Genomic DNA, 15,255 nt, shown 5'->3' on the forward strand with positions numbered 1-15,255 from the left:
TCAAGCGCGAGCTGATCCTGCTGGCCGACAAGGGCGACACCAAGCGCTGGCTGAAGCTGATGCACCGGCGCCAGCGCGCGATGGACAGGGACGACGGCTTCTTCTGAAGGCCGTGCGGCCTGGCGTCACGCCTGCCGCCAGGCCAGCGTCTCGCCGCCCCGCAGCGGCTTCAAGACTGCATCCCCGAAAGCCACGGTCTCCGGCACGGTCCACGGCGTCTTCTCCAGCGTCACCGTGTCGGCGTTGCGCGGCAGGCCGTAGAACGCCGGGCCGTGGTGGCTGGCGAAACCTTCCAGCTTGTCCAGCGCGCCGGCGGCTTCGAAGGCTTCGGCATACAGCTCCAGCGCACCCAGCGCCGTGTAGCAGCCGGCGCCACAGACGGAGGCCTCTTTCAGCGCAGCCGCATGCGGCGCGCTGTCGGTGCCCAAGAAGAACTTCGCGCTGCCGGAGGTGGCTGCGGCCACCAGCGCCTGGCGGTGTACTTCACGCTTCAGCACCGGCAGGCAGTAGTAGTGCGGGCGCAGGCCGCCCATGAAAATCGCGTTGCGGTTGTAGAGCAGGTGGTGGGCGGTGATGGTCGCAGCGGTGTGCGCATCCGCATCAGCTACGTAGTGCGCAGCGTCTTTCGTCGTGATGTGCTCGAACACCACCTTGAGCTCGGGAAAGTCGCGGCGCAGCGGCTGCATCACCCGCTCGATGAATACGGCCTCGCGGTCGAACACATCGACTGCCGGGTCGGTGACCTCGCCATGCACCAGCAGCAACAGGCCTTCACGCTGCATCGCTTCGAGCACCGGGTGGATCAGGCGGATGTCGGTGACGCCGGCATCGCTGTTGGTGGTGGCACCGGCCGGGTAGAGCTTGGCTGCGACGATGCCGGCCTCGCGGGCGCGGCGGATCTCGTCGGGCGGCAGCTTGTCGGTCAGGTACAGCGTCATCAGCGGCTCGAAGGCCGCGCCGGCCGGCAGCGCGTCCAGGATGCGCTCGCGGTAAGCCAGCGCGGCGGCGGTGCTGGTGATCGGCGGCTTCAGGTTCGGCATCACGATCGCGCGGGCGAACTGGCGCGCGGTGTGGGGCAGCACGGCGGCCATCGCCGCGCCATCGCGCAGATGCAAGTGCCAGTCGTCAGGGCGGGTGAGCGTGAGGCGGGTCGTCATCGGCGGATTTTCGCATCGGGCGCCGGCGCGGCTGCTGGGTGGCCGGCTGCACGCGCAGTCAGGTCCTGACGGCCCGACTCCCACTACGGGTTTGCCGCCACGGCGAGCATGGTTCTTGCGTTCCTATACTCCCGCACGCACCGGAAGGGGTCGACCGACCTGCTTTCGGTGCGGACCAACCCGAGGAGCTGCTGCAAATGAACCATGTCACCGCGAAGACCTTTCTCACTGCCGCCTGCGCCGCGGCCACGCTGGGCCTCGCCGCCCTGCCCGCCCAGGCCGGCAAGACGGTGGACGCGATCAAGGCCCGTGGTCAGCTGGTGTGCGGCGTGAACACCGGCCTGGCTGGCTTCTCGGCGGCCGACAGCCAGGGCAACTGGACCGGCCTGGACGTGGATGTGTGCAAGGCCATCGCCGCGGCGATGCTGGGCGACGCCAGCAAGGTGAAGTACGTGCCGCTGAATGCGCAGCAGCGCTTCACCGCACTGCAGTCCGGCGAGATCGACATCCTGTCGCGGAACACCACCTGGACGCTGACGCGTGATGCCTCGCTGGGCATGCTGTTCACCAACACCACGTACTACGACGGCCAGGGCTTCATGGTGCCGGCCAAGGGCAAGATCAAGAGCGCCAAGCAGTTGAAGGGCGCCACGGTGTGCGTGCAATCGGGCACCACCACCGAGAAGAACCTGACCGACTTCTCGCGCGCCAACAAGCTGGACATCAAGCCGGTGGTCTTCGAGAAGGTCGAAGCCGCCACCGGCGCCTATTTCGCCGGCCGCTGCCAGGCCTACACCACCGATGCGTCGGGCCTGGCCTCGCAGCGCAAGCAGGAGGCCAAGAACCCGGCCGACCACCTGATCCTGCCCGAGCTGATCTCGAAAGAACCGCTGGGCCCCTCGGTGCGCCGCGGCGACGACGAGTTCTTCTCGATCGCCAAGTGGGTGGTCTACGCGCTGGTCGAGGCCGAGGAATACGACCTGACGCAGGCCAATGTCGACCAGCAGAAGAGCAGCACCGATCCGGTGGTGATGCGCATCCTCGGCACCTCGGAAGACACCGGCAAGCTGCTGGGGCTGGACAAGGACTGGGCCTACCGCGCGATCAAGGCCACCGGCAACTACGGCGAGATCTTCGAGCGCAACGTTGGCTCAAAGTCGCAGTTGGGCCTGCCCCGAGGCGTGAACAACCTCTGGAACAAGGGCGGCATCATGTACGCCCCGCCGGTCCGATAAGCCCTGCCCGACAACGACGAGGAACGCGACGGGCGCTTGAGGCCCCGCCGCGCTGGAGGACAGGCAGCGCATGACGGCACGAGCCCTACCGAAGAAGAAGCGTGACTGGTCCCTGCGCAGCCGGGCCGTGCGCGGCCTGCTGTACCAGGTGATGGCGCTGGGCCTGATCGTGCTGGCCGTGTGGTTCCTGGCGCACAACACGCTGGAGAACATGCGGGTCCGCGGCATCCAGAGCGGCTTCGACTTCCTGAAGGGTCCGGCCGGCTTCGACATCGGCGAGTTGCCGATCCCTTACGACGCGCTGGACCCGTACTGGAAGGCCTTCCTGATCGGCGTGCTGAACACGCTGCGCGTGGCCGTCATTGGCATCGTGATGACGACGATCATCGGCACGCTGGTCGGCATCGGCCGCTTCTCGCACAACGCCATCGTGCGCGGGCTGTGTTACGGCTACGTCGAGCTGTTCCGCAACGTGCCGATCCTGCTGCAGCTGCTGACCTGGTACCTGCTGCTGACCGAGTGGCTGCCCGATCCGGGCGAGCCGCTGTCGCTGTTTGGGCTGTTCTTCCTGAGCAAGGGCGGCTTCACCTTTCCGGTGCCGGTGTGGGGCCTGGGCCAGGCGCTGGCCGGCATCGGCGCGCTGATGGGGTTGACCGCCGGCTGGCTGTGGGCTCGCTGGGCACGACAGCGCTTCGAGCAGACCGGCCAGGCGCGGCCGATCTTGCTGCCGGCGCTCGCCATGGTGATCGTCGCTGCGCTGGCCGGCTGGCTGGCCGGCGGTGCGCCGACCGCGTGGAAGCTGCCCACGGTCAGTGACGTGTCGGTCGACGGCGGCAGCGCCTTCACGCCGGAATTCATCTCGGTGCTGCTGGGCCTGACCTTCTACACCGCGGCCTTCGTCGCTGAGGTGGTGCGGGCCGGCATCCAGTCGGTGCCGCGCGGGCAGAGCGAAGCCTCCAACGCGCTGGGCCTGTCGCGCGGCCACCAGATGCGCCTGGTGGTGCTGCCGCAGGCCCTGCGCGTGATCATCCCGCCGATGACCAACCAGTACCTGAACCTGACGAAGAACTCGTCGCTCGCGGTGGCCATCGGCTACCCCGACGTGGTCTCGATCTCGAACACCGCGATCAACCAGACCGGGCGCGCGGTCGAGTGCATCGCGATCATCATGCTGGTGTACCTGACGACCTCGTTGACGACTTCGGGCGTGATGAACTGGTACAACCAGCGCGCGGCGATCAAGGAGCGATGACGATGGATTCGTCCTCGACCTTCCTGCCGATCGCGCCGCGCCCGTCGCCGGTGCGCACCGAGGGCCTGCTGCCCTGGACCAAGCGCAACCTCTTCGGCGACTGGAAGAACGCATTGATCACGGTGCTGATGGCGGCCTTCCTGCTGTGGTGGCTGCCGGGGCTGGTCGACTGGGCGGTGCTGAAGGCCGTGTTCAGCGCCGACGCCGACCGCTGCCAGGCCGCCCGCGGCATCGGCGCCTGCTGGGGCGTGATCAACGAGAAGTACCGCCTGATCATCTTCGGCCGCTACCCCTTCGGCCAGCAATGGCGGCCCGAGATCGCGACCATCCTGTTGGTCGCGCTGCTGATGGTCAGCTGCGTGCGGGTGTTCTGGAAGCCTTGGCTCGCGCTGCTGTGGCTGGCGGTGCTGGCGCTGTTCTTCGGGCTGATGCATGGCGGCGTCGGCGGCCTGGCCGTGGTGCCGACCGATCGCTGGGGCGGCCTGCCGCTGACCGTGCTGCTGGCCACGCTGTCGATCGTGCTGGCTTTTCCGCTGTCGGTGGGGGTGGCGCTGGGTCGTCGCTCGAAGATGCCGGCGATCAAGACGATCTGCGTGATCTATGTCGAACTGATCCGCGGCGTGCCCTTGATCAGCGTGCTGTTCATGGCCAGCTTCATGTTCCCGCTGTTCATGCCGCCCGGCACCAGCATCGACGTGCTGCTGCGCGTGCTGGTGGGCATCACGCTGTTCGCGGCGGCCTACATGGCCGAGATCGTGCGCGGCGGGCTGCAGGCGATCCCCAAGGGCCAGCAGGAAGCGGCCGACACGCTGGGCCTGAGCTACTGGCAGGCGCAGCGCAAGATCGTGCTGCCGCAGGCGCTGGCGCTGGTGGTGCCGGGCATCATGAACAACTTCATCTCGATCTTCAAGGACACCTCGCTGGTCACCATCGTCAGCCTCTACGAGCTGACCGGCGCGATGGGCCTGGCGCTGAACTCCGACGCCAACTGGCGGCCGTTCAAGATCGAGGCCTACCTGTTCATCGCCGCGGTGTATTTCGCCTTCTGCTTCTCGATGTCCCGCTACAGCCTGTGGGTCGAGAAGCGCTTGTCTGCCTCGAAGAATCGTTGACCCCCATGAGCGAACCCATCATCACCTTCGAGAAGGTCAACAAGTGGTACGGCAACAATTTCCATGTGCTGCGCGACATCGACCTGGTCGTCGCCAAGGGTGAGCGCATCGTCATCTGCGGCCCCTCGGGCTCGGGCAAGTCGACGCTGATCCGCTGCATCAACCGGCTCGAAGAGCATCAGGAAGGCGTGCTGCGTGTCGACGGCGTCGAACTCAGCGATGACGTCAAGGCCATCGAGGCCATCCGCAAGCAGGTCGGCATGGTCTTCCAGCAGTTCAACCTGTTCCCGCACCTGACGGTGCTGGAGAACCTGACCCTGGCGCCGATGTGGGTCGGCAAGCTGCCGCGCAAGGAGGCCGAGGAACGCGCGATGGTTCAGCTCAAGCGGGTGCAGATCGCAGAGCAGGCGCAGAAGTACCCGCTGCAGCTCTCCGGTGGCCAGCAGCAGCGCGTGGCCATTGCCCGTGCACTGTGCCTGACGCCCAAGATCATGCTGTTCGACGAGCCGACCTCGGCGCTGGACCCGGAGATGATCAAGGAAGTGCTGGACGTGATGATCGAGCTCGCCAATCAGGGCATCACGATGATCTGCGTGACCCATGAGATGGGCTTCGCCAAGGCCGTGGCCGACCGCGTGATCTTCATGGACCAGGGCCAGATCGTCGAGCAGAACTCGCCGCATGAGTTCTTCGACAACCCGAAGAGCGAGCGCACCAGGGACTTCCTGTCCAAGATCCTCGGCCATTGAGCGCTGACCCGGCGCTGCACCGTTGGCCCACCGCGCTGGCGGGCGCTGAGGTTCAGCCGCGCGGGTCCATGCTCAGGGCGGGCATCATCAACTCGATCTCGTCGGCGTTGCGGCGCGGCAGATGCTGGGCACGGCTGGCAAAGTCGGCGACGGTCTGCGCATTGACGCGTCCGACCTGGGCCGGCAGCTCGGCAAAACGCAGGCCCTGGCTGATCAGCCAGCCAATGCAGGTGTGGCGCAGGACCTGTGGCGTCACCTCGGCAGCGCGATCAATGCCCGCATCGACAGCGGCACCACTCACCATCGCCGCGAGGTCCTCGATGCGCAGAGGCTGACCGGTGGCATCGTGAAGGACGAAGCCCAGCGGCTCGGCAGGCTCGGCCTCGAGTTCGGCCTGCAGCCAGCGCGGCAGCGTGACGCGTCTCGCCGAGCCACCGCTCACCTGCAAGCTGCCGCTCGTGCCGTCCAGGTCAGCGCGGCGCAATGCCACCAGCTCCTGCGCCGCAAGTCCCAGCAGTGCGGCGGCACAAGCCCAGCGGGCCTGACCTTGCGCCGCGGCGAGCAACGCGGCCGCTTCAGGCTGATCAAGCTCTCGCGGAGACGGTGCCGCGAGCAGGGCCTGACCCGGCGGCGGCAAGGCCGCCGCCGACGTGTCCATGGGCCGTGACAGGACAGGCCAGGCTTGCGGCAACACCAGTGCGGCAGGGGACGCGACCGACATGGCCGGTTCGCGGTTGAAGACTTCGACGACGCCCATGACCCCAAGCGCCAGCAGCAAAGAGCCCGCCAGCACCAGTGCGCCGTCGCGCCAGTAGTCCGGCCGGAAGGGCTGGGTCGGCGGGACGGCCGGATCCAGCACGCTCACGCGCGGCGCGCGGCTGCGTTCCTCGGCTTCCAGCCGGGTCAGGCGCTCCAGCGTGTCGCGCCTGGCGCGCTCGATCTGCGCCAGGTCGTCTTCGAGCAATTTTGATTGCGCGTAGCCCGTACTGGCGGACCGCAAGCCTTGCCGCTCGCCCTGCAACTGTTCGCGCAGACGCTCCACCGCGGCGCGTGCGCCGGCAGCCTCTTCCCGGGCCTTGGCGAGGTTCGAATCCCGGTTGTCGATGCGCTGCTGCGCGACTTGTCGTTCCAGTTCTGCCAGCCGCGCCCGCAGTGCGCGCGCCCGGGGATCCATGGCCATGAAGTCGGCGGTGAAGCTGCGTTCCATCTCACGGATCTCTTCGCGCAACTGGGAAATGCGGCTCTCCTGCGCCGCCAGCGTCGGGTCGTCCCTACTGCGCGTCGTGCCGGCGGCTCCAGCCGCGCCTTGCAGCAGCGAGTCCACCCGCGCATCGGCCGCCGCTTGCTTTTCCAGCGCGCTGTTCAGCGCTGTGGACAAGCCGCGACTGCGCGCAACAGCTTCGTTTTCGTCCCGCTCTGTTGTGACGATGCCGGCACGCCCGCGAAATCGATCGAGTTGCCTGCGCCGCTCTTCAGCGGACTTCTCAAGCCGGCCGAGTTCGTCGCGCAAGCCGGCCCCACGCTGCTCGTTCGACTGGCGATAGCTGGTCAGCACGTGTTCGCTGTACAGCGCCATCAACCGGTTCAGCGCCGGCGCAAGGACGCGGGGCGTCGATCCGGTGGCCTGCAACTCCACCACCTCGGTACCGGCCACCGGATGAACGGCGATCATGTCCTGCAGCACGGCCACCGGATCGGACCCGGCGGTATCGAGTGGCACACCCTCCTCGGCGAGGCGGCGTGCCAGCTGCGTCAGCAGCGGTCCGCTGTCGATGACCTGGACCTGCGACAGGAAGTCGGCACCCCACGACGTCGGTCCTCCCGTGGTGGCACTTGCCCCCGCGGGGGCATGGCCGGGCAAGTCGATCTGCAGTCGCGCGCTGGCGCGGTACACGGGTGGGCGCGCCAGATCCCAGGTCAATCCGGCCATCAGGCACAGGCCGAACACCACGCCGAACACGACGAGCCTGCGCCGGTTGCCGCGCACGGCATGGCCATGCGTCGCAACCGGCGATGTCGCCTCGGGATGGGACTGCCAAGCGGTGATGCGTCGCATGCACGTTGTCCCGAGGCTTGTGTTTGTTCAGGAGTGACGCAGAAAGTCCCACAGCGCCTGTGCCGCCGGCTTGGCATGGCGCGCGACCTCGGGCCGCTCGCGGTAGATGCGCACCTCCATTGTCAGCTCGCCGACGCCGGGCGGTGCGGCCGGCACGAGACGCCGCGCCTTCAGCTCCTTGCGCACCGAGCTGGCCGGCAGGAAAGCCAGACCATGGCCTTCGAGCGCCATCGCCTTCAGGCCCTCGGCCATGTCGGTTTCATAGATCGTCTCCAGCGCCGGCGGCGCCGGCATCTGACGAATGATCTGCTCGACCATGTGGCCCATGTAGGCGCCCGAGGCATAGGCCAGCAGCGGCACCGGGCCACTGCCGCCGAGGCGGAACATCGGCTGGCCCTCGCCATCGGCCTTGGCGTAGGCGGCCAGGGTTTCCTGGCCGAGTGAGTGCATCTCGTAGCGATCGGGGCTCAGCTGCAGCGGCTGCGAGGCATGGTGGTAGGCGATCAGCAGGTCGCAGCCGCCTTCGGTCAGACGCAGCACCGCGTCATGCACGTTCAGCGCGATCAGCCGCGTCTTCACCGACGCGAAGCGCCGGCGCAGCTCCATCAGCCAGTGCGGGAAGAAGGTGAAGGCCAGCGTGTGCGGCACCGCGAACTCGATCACGTCCTGCCCGCTGGCACGGTGCGAACGCATCAGGTTGCGTGCCGATTGCAAGGCCACCAGGATTTCCAGCGCCTGGGCATGCAGCGTCTCGCCGGCCGAGGTCAGGCGGGTGGGATAGGCCGAGCGATCGACCAGATCGATGCCAGCCCAGGCCTCCAGCGCCTGGATGCGCCGCGAAAACGCCGGCTGCGTGACATGCCGCAACTGGGCCGAACGCGAGAAACTGCGCGTCTCCGCCAGGCTGACAAAGTCTTCTAGCCACTTGGTTTCCACGGCCGGCAGTGTAGCGGTGGGCGGCGGCCCCGCCGCCAATCGCTTCCCACCCACCGTTTGAGGGGCAGGCTCCGGAAAACCCCCTTAAACGGAGGGGCCCCGGCCCCCGTGATAGCGCAAGGCCTTGGATACAGTCAAGCCCATGTCAACCGCGTGGCATCGCAGCACCCGCCAAGCGACAACCGCCAAACACTCCAGCAGGAAGCAGAACATGTCCAAGACCTTGCGCACCCTGGCCGCCGCGGCCCTGATTGCTGTCGGCCTGCCGCAGATGGCCAGCGCTGCGCTAGTGACGCGAACGCTCGATTTCACAGGCGTAACCACTGCCACGCTGCCCAATTTCTACAACGGCGCGGCAGACACATTGCATGGCCACACCGAGTTCACTGGTGGCAATGGGGCAATCGCCCAGATCGCAGGTCACGGCGCGAACTCCGGCGACCCGGACGGCGCGCTGACCAACGTTCTCTACAACGGCTGCTTGTCGAGTTGCGCCAATACGTCGATCAATTTCACCGTCCACGACGGGTTCGAAGGCACCTTCGACTTCTGGATGAAGAAGACGGGCGGCACCGGTGTGCTCAACATCATCGCCACCACCACGTCCGGCCAAAACATCACTCAAACCCTGGGCGGCGACGGTGCGTCGACCTGGCAGCACATTTTCGTGACCCTCGATTCGGGCGTCGAGTATGCGTCGGTGCAATTCACGGTCGCCCCGCTCGCCTTCTTCTTCGACGACATCAGCTTCCAGACCGACGACGCCACCACCCCGCCCGGTGTGCCCGAGCCCGCCAGTGTCGCGCTGGTCGCCCTGGCACTGGTCGGTGCCGCATCGGCCACCCGCCGCCGCAAGAGCTGAAGCGGTTTCGCTCTGTTCACAACGCCCGCCTTGTGCGGGCGTTTTTCATGGGGCCGCCACCTGCTCGGCCGACAACTCCGCCGATTGCTGCTGCATCCGCCACATCTGCGCATAGCGCCCATCAGCCGCCAGCAGTTCGGCATGCGAGCCGCGCTCCGCCACCCGCCCGGCCTCGAGCACGACGATCTCGTGCGCATCGGCCACGGTCGACAGGCGGTGCGCGATGACCAGCGCGGTCTTGCCTTGCGCTGCGCTCTTCAGCTCGGCCTGGATCGCGCGCTCGTTGCGGGAATCCAGCGCCGAGGTAGCCTCATCGAAGATCAACACCGGCGGGTTCTTCAGCAAGGTGCGGGCAATCGCCACGCGCTGCTTCTCGCCGCCCGACAGCTTCAGACCCCGTTCGCCGACCATGGTGTCGTAGCCCTTGGGCGTCGACGTGATGAAGTCGTGGATGTGCGCGGCCCGCGCCGCGCCTTCCACCTCTTGCGCCGATGCCCCGGCCCGGCCATAGCCGATGTTGTAGCCCACCGTGTCGTTGAACAGCACGGTGTCCTGCGGCACGATGCCGATCGCCCGGCGCAAGCTGGCCTGCGTGACCTGGCGGATGTCCTGCCCGTCGATCGTGATGCGGCCGCCGCTGGCATCGTAGAAGCGGTACAGCAGGCGCGCCAGCGTGCTCTTGCCGGCGCCGGAGGCGCCGACCACCGCCACTGTCTTGCCGGCCGGGATCTCAAAGCTCACGTCATGCAGGATCGGCCGCGCCGGGTCATAGGCAAACGACACCTGCTCGAAGCGCACGATGCCGTCGCTGACCACCAGCACCGCAGCGCCCGGCGCGTCGGCCACCTCGCGTTCACGCTCGAGCAGGTCGAACATGCGGTCCAGGTCGGTCAGGCTCTGCTTGACCTCGCGGTACAGCACGCCAAGAAAATTCAGCGGCACGTACAGCTGGATCAGGAAGGCATTGATCATCACCAGGTCGCCCAGCGTCAGCCGGCCGTCCACCACACCCTGCGTCGCCCGCCACAGCATCGCCACCAGGCTCAGCGCGATGATCAGCTGCTGGCCGGTGTTGAGCATCGACAAGGTGGTCTGCGACTTGATCTGCGCGCGCCGGAACGCATCCAGCCCCTGGTCGTAGCGCGCGGCCTCCAGCGCCTCGTTGTTGAAGTACTTGACGGTTTCGAAGTTCAGCAGCGCGTCGATGGCCCGCGTGTGCGCGCGTGAATCGAGCTCGTTCATCTCGCGCCGGAAGCGCGTGCGCCATTCGGTGACCGAGACGGTGAAGACGATGTAGGCCACCAGCGCCGCCAGCGTGATCCAGACATAACCCGCATCGAAGCGCCAACCCAGGATCGCCAGCACCAGCGTCACTTCGACCAGCGTCGGCAGGATGCTGTACAGCGAATACGACACCAGCGACTGCAGCGCCCGCGTGCCCCGCTCGATGTCGCGCGACAAGCCGCCGGTCTGGCGCTCCAGGTGGAAACGCAGACTCAGCTCGTGCAGGTGGCGAAAGACCTGCAGTGCGATCTGCCGCGACGCGCCGAACGAGGCCTTGGCAAACACCAGTTCACGCAGTTCGGTGAACAACGAGGTCGACAGGCGCAGCCCCGCATAGGCCAGCAGCAGGCCTGCCGGCACCACCACCAGCGCCCGCGGATCACCGGCCTTCAGGTCCAGCGCATCGACCAGGTGCTTCAGCAGCAGCGGCACGCTGACGTTCGCGCCCTTGGCCGCCAGCAGGAACAGCAGCGCCAGCGCCACGCGCCAGCGGTATTCCCACAGGTAGGGCAGCAGCTTGCCCAGCGTCTGCCAGTCCGAGCGGGCGGCGGGTTCGGCGGCGGCAACAGGCAGCGGAGCGGTGGCGGAGCGGCGCATGGGAACAGAGGAGGAACCTGGGGGGTCTCGGGCAGGGCGTGAAAGAATGCGGCGGGTCCGCAACTGCATCAACAGGTGAAGGCAATGACCGACTCCACAAGCTCCGGCCAGATGCCTGAGGTGAAAGCCAATCTGACCGGCCCCTTGAGTTTGCCCGACGGCAGCGAACTGGTGCTGCGCGTGATGCCATTGCCCGCCGATGTCAACGGCAATGGCGACATCTTCGGCGGCTGGTTGATGGCCCAGGTGGACCTGGCCGGCGCGGTGCTGCCATCACGCATCGCCAAGGGCCGCATCGCCACCGTGGCGGTGAACCAGTTCGTCTTCAAGCAGCCGGTGTCGGTCGGCGACCTGGTCAGTTTTTACGCCCGGGTCGAGCGTATCGGCACCACCTCGATCACCGTGCATGTGGAAGTGCTGGCCGAACGCAACCCGGCCAACCTGCAGGTGGTCCGGGTCACCAACGCCAACCTGACCTACGTGGCCATCGACAACGAGGGCAAGCCGCGGCCCATCCCCAAGCCCTGAAGCCCTGAAGCCCGAAGGGGCCTCGGCGGTCAATCGATGAAGAAGTCGGGCAGGAAGTCCGTGGTGCCCGGCACGACGGCATAGCGGTCGAGGTCGGTGACGCCTTCGGCCGCGAGCACCTCGTCGTCGATGAAGAAGTTGCCGCTGGTGGTCTTGGCGTCGCGGGTCAGGATGACGCAGGCGGCGTCGGACAGGATTTCCGGCGTGCGGCACTTGTTGGTATCGACGCCAGGGATCATCTGCAATGCGGCGGTCTTGATCGGCGTGCGCGGCCACAGGCTATTGACGGCTATGCCGTAGCGGCGGAATTCACGCGCGTGGCCCAGCGTGCACATGCTCATGCCGTACTTGGCCAGGGTGTAGGCCACATGCGGCGCAAACCAGTGGTCCTTCATGTTCAGCGGCGGCGACATGGTCAGCACATGCGGGTTGCGCCCGGCTTCGGCCGACTTGATCAGCGCCGGCAGGCAGGCCTGCGTGCAGCAGTAGGTGCCGCGCGCGTTGACGCCCATCATCAGGTCGAAGCGCTTCATCGGCGTGGCGGCCGTCGGCGTCAGGCTGATCGCACTGGCGTTGTTGACCAGGATGTCGATGCCGCCGAAGCGCTCCAGCGCCGCGGCCACCGCGCGGGCCACGGCCTCTTCGTCGCGGATGTCGGTCTGCACCGGCAGCGCCTGGCCGCCGGCGGCTTCGATCTCGGCAGCGGCGCTGGACAAAGTGCCGGGCAGCTTCGGGTTCTGCTCCACCGTCTTGGCCAGCAGCACGATGTTGGCGCCGTCCCGCGCCGCGCGAATCGCGATCGCCAGGCCGATGCCGCGCGAGGCACCGGTGATCAGCAGAGTCTTGTCCTTGAGGCTGCGTTCCATGGTCTGTCTCCTTGCTGCGGCAGGGGCACGTGCCCCGCGGTGTCAGAACTTCGAAAAGTCCGGCTTGCGCTTCTGGAAGAAGGCCTGGAAGGCCTCTATCGCCTCCGGGCTGCGCAGGCGTGAGCTGAAGATCTCGCCTTCGCTGGCCATCACCTGCTGGATCTGTGCCTTGTTGGCCGCTCGCATCAGGCGTTTGGTGTCGCGCACCGCGCCGGGTGGCAGGCCATTGAAGCGCTCGGCCATGCGGCGGGCGTGGTTCACCACCTCGCCGGCGGGCAGCACCGCGTTGGCGATGCCGCAGTCGACCGCATCGGCGCCGTTGAAGGGTTCACCGAGCATCAGCTTCTCGGCTGCCTTCACATGGCCCAACAGCTGCGGCAGCACCAGGCTGGACGCATATTCGGGCACCAGCCCGAGGCTGACGAAAGGCATCGCCAGCCGAGCTTCGTCGCTGACATAGACCAGGTCGCAGTGCAGCAGCATCGTCGTGCCGATGCCCACCGCGCCGCCGGTGACGGCGGCGACCACGGGCTTCTCGCAGTCCAGCAAGGCCCGCATGAAGCGCGCGACGGGCGAATCGCCACTTTGCGGCGGACGCTGCATGAAGTCCTCGAGGTCATTGCCTGAGGTGAAGATGCCGGGCTGGCCGGTGATCAGCACGGCGCGCACCGAAGGGTCAGCCACCGCGGCGTGGATCGCATCGGCCATCGCCTGGTACATCGCCTGCGTCAGCGCGTTCTTCTTCTCCGGGCGTGCGATCTCGATCGTGGCCACGCCATTCAGCGTTGCGGTGCGGATGGTGTCCATCGGGGTCTCCTGGTTGAGGGGCGTGCTCAGGCGCTGGGACCTGGCGCTGGGGGTGTTGTGACGAAGGCCGACCAATGGTTGGCCAGGTGCATCAGGTGGGCGCGGGCATAGGCCGGCTTGTCCAAAGCGCCGTAGGCGAAATGCGGCTTCAAGGCGCCGGTGTGGGCGTCGAAGCGGGCGAACGCGGTCATCAGGCGGCCGATGGCCTGCTCCAGCGGCAGCGTGGCGTCGAGCGTCGTGGCGCCGGGAATGGGTTCGTCCAGCGCGTGCCGCATCGCGCCCCGCGCATTGAACACGCCCCAGGCCGCAGCGCCGACGGTGTGGCGAAACATCGCGGACTTCAGTTCGGGATAACCATCGATCGAGTAGTCGATGCTTTGCGCCGCATGCTGCAAGACCTTGACCAGCGGCCAGCCGTCGGCCGTCCGGGTGCGGCCATCGGCGAGCGCCGCCACGGCGACGCGTGCATCGGCCAGCGTCGCAAAGCGCTGCACGGGCGCGTCACCGCAGCCGGCCAGGCCGGCCGCGAGCGGGGCGCCGGTGGCGGCCAGCAGCAGGCTGCGTCGGCGTGCCATCACACTCTTTCGAAAATACCCGCGGCACCCTGTCCGGTGCCCACGCACATCGTCACCATGCCGTACTTCAGGTTGTGGCGACGCAGCGCGTGCACCACCGTCGCCGCGCGGATCGCACCGGTGGCGCCCAGCGGATGGCCCAGCGCAATCGCGCCGCCCATCGGGTTGACGATCTCGGGGTTCAGGCCGACGGTGTTGATCACCGCCAGCGCTTGCGCCGCGAAAGCTTCGTTCAGCTCGATCCAGCCCATGTCGGCCAGACTCAGGCCGGCGTACTTCAGCGCCGCGGGAATCGCCTCGATCGGACCGATGCCCATGATCTCCGGCGGCACACCGCGCGAAGCGAAGCTGACGAAGCGTGCCAGCGGTTTCAGGTCGAATTGCTTGACAGCTCTCTCACTGGCCAGGATCAGCGCGCCGGCGCCGTCACTCGTCTGCGAGCTGTTGCCTGCCGTCACCGAACCCAGGCCGGTGGGCTTGCCCGACGGGTCCTTCGGTGAAGCAAACACCGTCTTCAGCTTGCCCAACGCTTCGAGCGTGGTGTCGCCCCGCGGACCTTCGTCGAGCGCGACGGTGCGAGACTTGAGCGTGACCTCGCCGCTGTCGAGGTTCGGCAGGCGATCGAGCACGTCGACCGGCACGATCTCATCGGTGAACTCGCCCGCCTGCTGGGCCTTGATCGCCTTCAGGTGCGACTGCAGCGCGAACTGGTCCTGCGCCTCGCGGCTGACCTTCCACTGCTGCGCCACCTTCTCGGCCGTCAGCCCCATGCCGTAGGCGATGCCGACGTTGTCGTCCTTGGCGAACACGGCCGGGTTGAACGAGGGCTTGTTGCCGCTCATCGGCACCATGCTCATGCTCTCGGCGCCGCCGGCGATCATCACGTCGGCTTCACCGACGCGGATGCGGTCGGCCGCCATCTGCACCGCCGACAGGCCCGAGGCGCAGAAGCGGTTGACGGTGATGCCGCCCACCGAATTCGGTAGCCCGGCCAGCAGTGCGGCGACGCGGGCCATGTTCAGGCCCTGTTCACCCTCGGGCATCGCACAGCCGACGATCGCGTCTTCGATGGCCTTGGGGTCCAGCCCCGGCACCTGACGCAGCGCAGCCTGGATGGCCAGCACCAGCAGGTCGTCGGGCCGGGTGTTGCGGAAGACACCGCGGTGTGAACGGCCGATCGGCGTGCGCGCGGCGGCGACGATGTAGGCGTCTTGAACTTGCTTGCTCATGTCGTGCTCC

General features: G+C 67.3%; 14 protein-coding genes. 6 read left to right on the plus strand and 8 right to left on the minus strand.

Annotated features, from left to right (window positions below; all coding sequences use genetic code 11):
- Positions 1-125 precede the first annotated feature (125 nt).
- Positions 126-1,157 (minus strand): dihydroorotase, encoded by a 1,032-nt coding sequence (gene pyrC, locus VLK61_RS16590; protein ID WP_325422723.1) that lies wholly within the window; start codon positions 1,155-1,157, stop codon positions 126-128.
- A gap of 197 nt (positions 1,158-1,354) precedes the next feature.
- Here pyrC and VLK61_RS16595 point away from each other — a divergent pair, with 197 nt between their 5' ends.
- The 4 genes from VLK61_RS16595 (at position 1,355) to VLK61_RS16610 (ending at position 5,505) form a co-directional block, all read left to right on the plus strand.
- Complete coding sequence (locus VLK61_RS16595) at positions 1,355-2,392, plus strand: amino acid ABC transporter substrate-binding protein (RefSeq protein ID WP_325422724.1); 1,038 nt, start codon at positions 1,355-1,357, stop codon at positions 2,390-2,392.
- A gap of 70 nt (positions 2,393-2,462) precedes the next feature.
- Positions 2,463-3,644 carry an amino acid ABC transporter permease gene (locus tag VLK61_RS16600; protein WP_325422725.1) on the plus strand — a complete coding sequence of 394 codons (1,182 nt, stop codon included), beginning with the start codon at positions 2,463-2,465 and terminating at the stop codon, positions 3,642-3,644.
- A gap of 2 nt (positions 3,645-3,646) precedes the next feature.
- Positions 3,647-4,756 carry an amino acid ABC transporter permease gene (locus tag VLK61_RS16605; RefSeq protein WP_325422726.1) on the plus strand — a complete coding sequence of 370 codons (1,110 nt, stop codon included), beginning with the start codon at positions 3,647-3,649 and terminating at the stop codon, positions 4,754-4,756.
- 5 nt (positions 4,757-4,761) lie between these two features.
- A complete protein-coding gene (locus VLK61_RS16610) occupies positions 4,762-5,505 on the plus strand; it encodes an amino acid ABC transporter ATP-binding protein (protein ID WP_325422727.1) in 744 nt (247 codons plus the stop codon).
- Between the two features lie 52 nt (positions 5,506-5,557).
- On the opposite strand, the gene VLK61_RS16615 is transcribed toward VLK61_RS16610, so the two are convergent.
- Together VLK61_RS16615 and VLK61_RS16620 are read right to left on the minus strand one after the other, a co-directional pair.
- The gene (locus tag VLK61_RS16615) at positions 5,558-7,561 is read right to left on the minus strand and encodes a hypothetical protein (protein WP_325422728.1); all 2,004 of its coding nucleotides are present in this window, start codon (positions 7,559-7,561) and stop codon (positions 5,558-5,560) included.
- Between the two features lie 27 nt (positions 7,562-7,588).
- Positions 7,589-8,497: a LysR substrate-binding domain-containing protein gene (locus tag VLK61_RS16620; protein ID WP_325422729.1), complete on the minus strand. Its 909-nt coding sequence runs from the start codon at positions 8,495-8,497 to the stop codon at positions 7,589-7,591.
- 211 nt (positions 8,498-8,708) lie between these two features.
- On the opposite strand from VLK61_RS16620, the gene VLK61_RS16625 reads away from it, so the two are divergent.
- Complete coding sequence (locus tag VLK61_RS16625; protein ID WP_325422730.1) at positions 8,709-9,359, plus strand: PEP-CTERM sorting domain-containing protein; 651 nt, start codon at positions 8,709-8,711, stop codon at positions 9,357-9,359.
- Between the two features lie 45 nt (positions 9,360-9,404).
- Here VLK61_RS16625 and VLK61_RS16630 read toward each other — a convergent pair whose 3' ends face one another.
- A complete protein-coding gene (locus VLK61_RS16630; protein ID WP_325422731.1) occupies positions 9,405-11,240 on the minus strand; it encodes an ABCB family ABC transporter ATP-binding protein/permease in 1,836 nt (611 codons plus the stop codon).
- Between the two features lie 111 nt (positions 11,241-11,351).
- On the opposite strand from VLK61_RS16630, the gene VLK61_RS16635 reads away from it, so the two are divergent.
- Positions 11,352-11,768 carry an acyl-CoA thioesterase gene (locus VLK61_RS16635; protein WP_325422809.1) on the plus strand — a complete coding sequence of 139 codons (417 nt, stop codon included), beginning with the start codon at positions 11,352-11,354 and terminating at the stop codon, positions 11,766-11,768.
- A 29-nt stretch (positions 11,769-11,797) separates the two neighbouring features.
- Here VLK61_RS16635 and VLK61_RS16640 read toward each other — a convergent pair whose 3' ends face one another.
- Genes VLK61_RS16640 through VLK61_RS16655 form a run of 4 tightly spaced genes read right to left on the minus strand, consistent with a single transcriptional unit; the run spans position 11,798 to position 15,245 of the window.
- Complete coding sequence (locus VLK61_RS16640) at positions 11,798-12,634, minus strand: SDR family oxidoreductase (protein WP_325422732.1); 837 nt, start codon at positions 12,632-12,634, stop codon at positions 11,798-11,800.
- Positions 12,635-12,676: 42 nt separating this feature from the next.
- A complete protein-coding gene (locus VLK61_RS16645) occupies positions 12,677-13,441 on the minus strand; it encodes an enoyl-CoA hydratase (protein ID WP_325422733.1) in 765 nt (254 codons plus the stop codon).
- A 26-nt stretch (positions 13,442-13,467) separates the two neighbouring features.
- Positions 13,468-14,016, minus strand: a complete 549-nt coding sequence (locus tag VLK61_RS16650; RefSeq protein WP_325422734.1) for a DUF1569 domain-containing protein — start codon at positions 14,014-14,016, stop codon at positions 13,468-13,470.
- Positions 14,016-15,245 (minus strand): acetyl-CoA C-acyltransferase, encoded by a 1,230-nt coding sequence (locus VLK61_RS16655; RefSeq protein WP_325422735.1) that lies wholly within the window; start codon positions 15,243-15,245, stop codon positions 14,016-14,018. Before VLK61_RS16655 ends, VLK61_RS16650 begins: the two co-directional genes overlap by 1 nt.
- Between the last annotated feature and the right edge of the window lie 10 nt (positions 15,246-15,255).

The sequence above is a fragment of the Aquabacterium sp. genome (genome assembly GCF_035476535.1).
Taxonomy (GTDB): Bacteria; Pseudomonadota; Gammaproteobacteria; order Burkholderiales; family Burkholderiaceae_C; genus Pseudaquabacterium.

Bases quoted from the DNA above. Each gene is read 5' to 3' on its own strand.
- VLK61_RS16645 (WP_325422733.1), bottom strand. From the start codon at position 13,441: ATGGACACCATCCGCACCGCAACGCTGAATGGCGTGGCCACGATCGAG.
- VLK61_RS16655 (WP_325422735.1), bottom strand. From the start codon at position 15,245: ATGAGCAAGCAAGTTCAAGACGCCTACATCGTCGCCGCCGCGCGCACG.
- VLK61_RS16600 (WP_325422725.1), top strand. From the start codon at position 2,463: ATGACGGCACGAGCCCTACCGAAGAAGAAGCGTGACTGGTCCCTGCGC.
- VLK61_RS16650 (WP_325422734.1), bottom strand. From the start codon at position 14,016: ATGGCACGCCGACGCAGCCTGCTGCTGGCCGCCACCGGCGCCCCGCTC.
- VLK61_RS16610 (WP_325422727.1), top strand. From the start codon at position 4,762: ATGAGCGAACCCATCATCACCTTCGAGAAGGTCAACAAGTGGTACGGC.
- VLK61_RS16605 (WP_325422726.1), top strand. From the start codon at position 3,647: ATGGATTCGTCCTCGACCTTCCTGCCGATCGCGCCGCGCCCGTCGCCG.
- pyrC (WP_325422723.1), bottom strand. From the start codon at position 1,157: ATGACGACCCGCCTCACGCTCACCCGCCCTGACGACTGGCACTTGCAT.
- VLK61_RS16640 (WP_325422732.1), bottom strand. From the start codon at position 12,634: ATGGAACGCAGCCTCAAGGACAAGACTCTGCTGATCACCGGTGCCTCG.
- VLK61_RS16615 (WP_325422728.1), bottom strand. From the start codon at position 7,561: ATGCGACGCATCACCGCTTGGCAGTCCCATCCCGAGGCGACATCGCCG.
- VLK61_RS16595 (WP_325422724.1), top strand. From the start codon at position 1,355: ATGAACCATGTCACCGCGAAGACCTTTCTCACTGCCGCCTGCGCCGCG.
- VLK61_RS16635 (WP_325422809.1), top strand. From the start codon at position 11,352: ATGCCTGAGGTGAAAGCCAATCTGACCGGCCCCTTGAGTTTGCCCGAC.
- VLK61_RS16625 (WP_325422730.1), top strand. From the start codon at position 8,709: ATGTCCAAGACCTTGCGCACCCTGGCCGCCGCGGCCCTGATTGCTGTC.
- VLK61_RS16630 (WP_325422731.1), bottom strand. From the start codon at position 11,240: ATGCGCCGCTCCGCCACCGCTCCGCTGCCTGTTGCCGCCGCCGAACCC.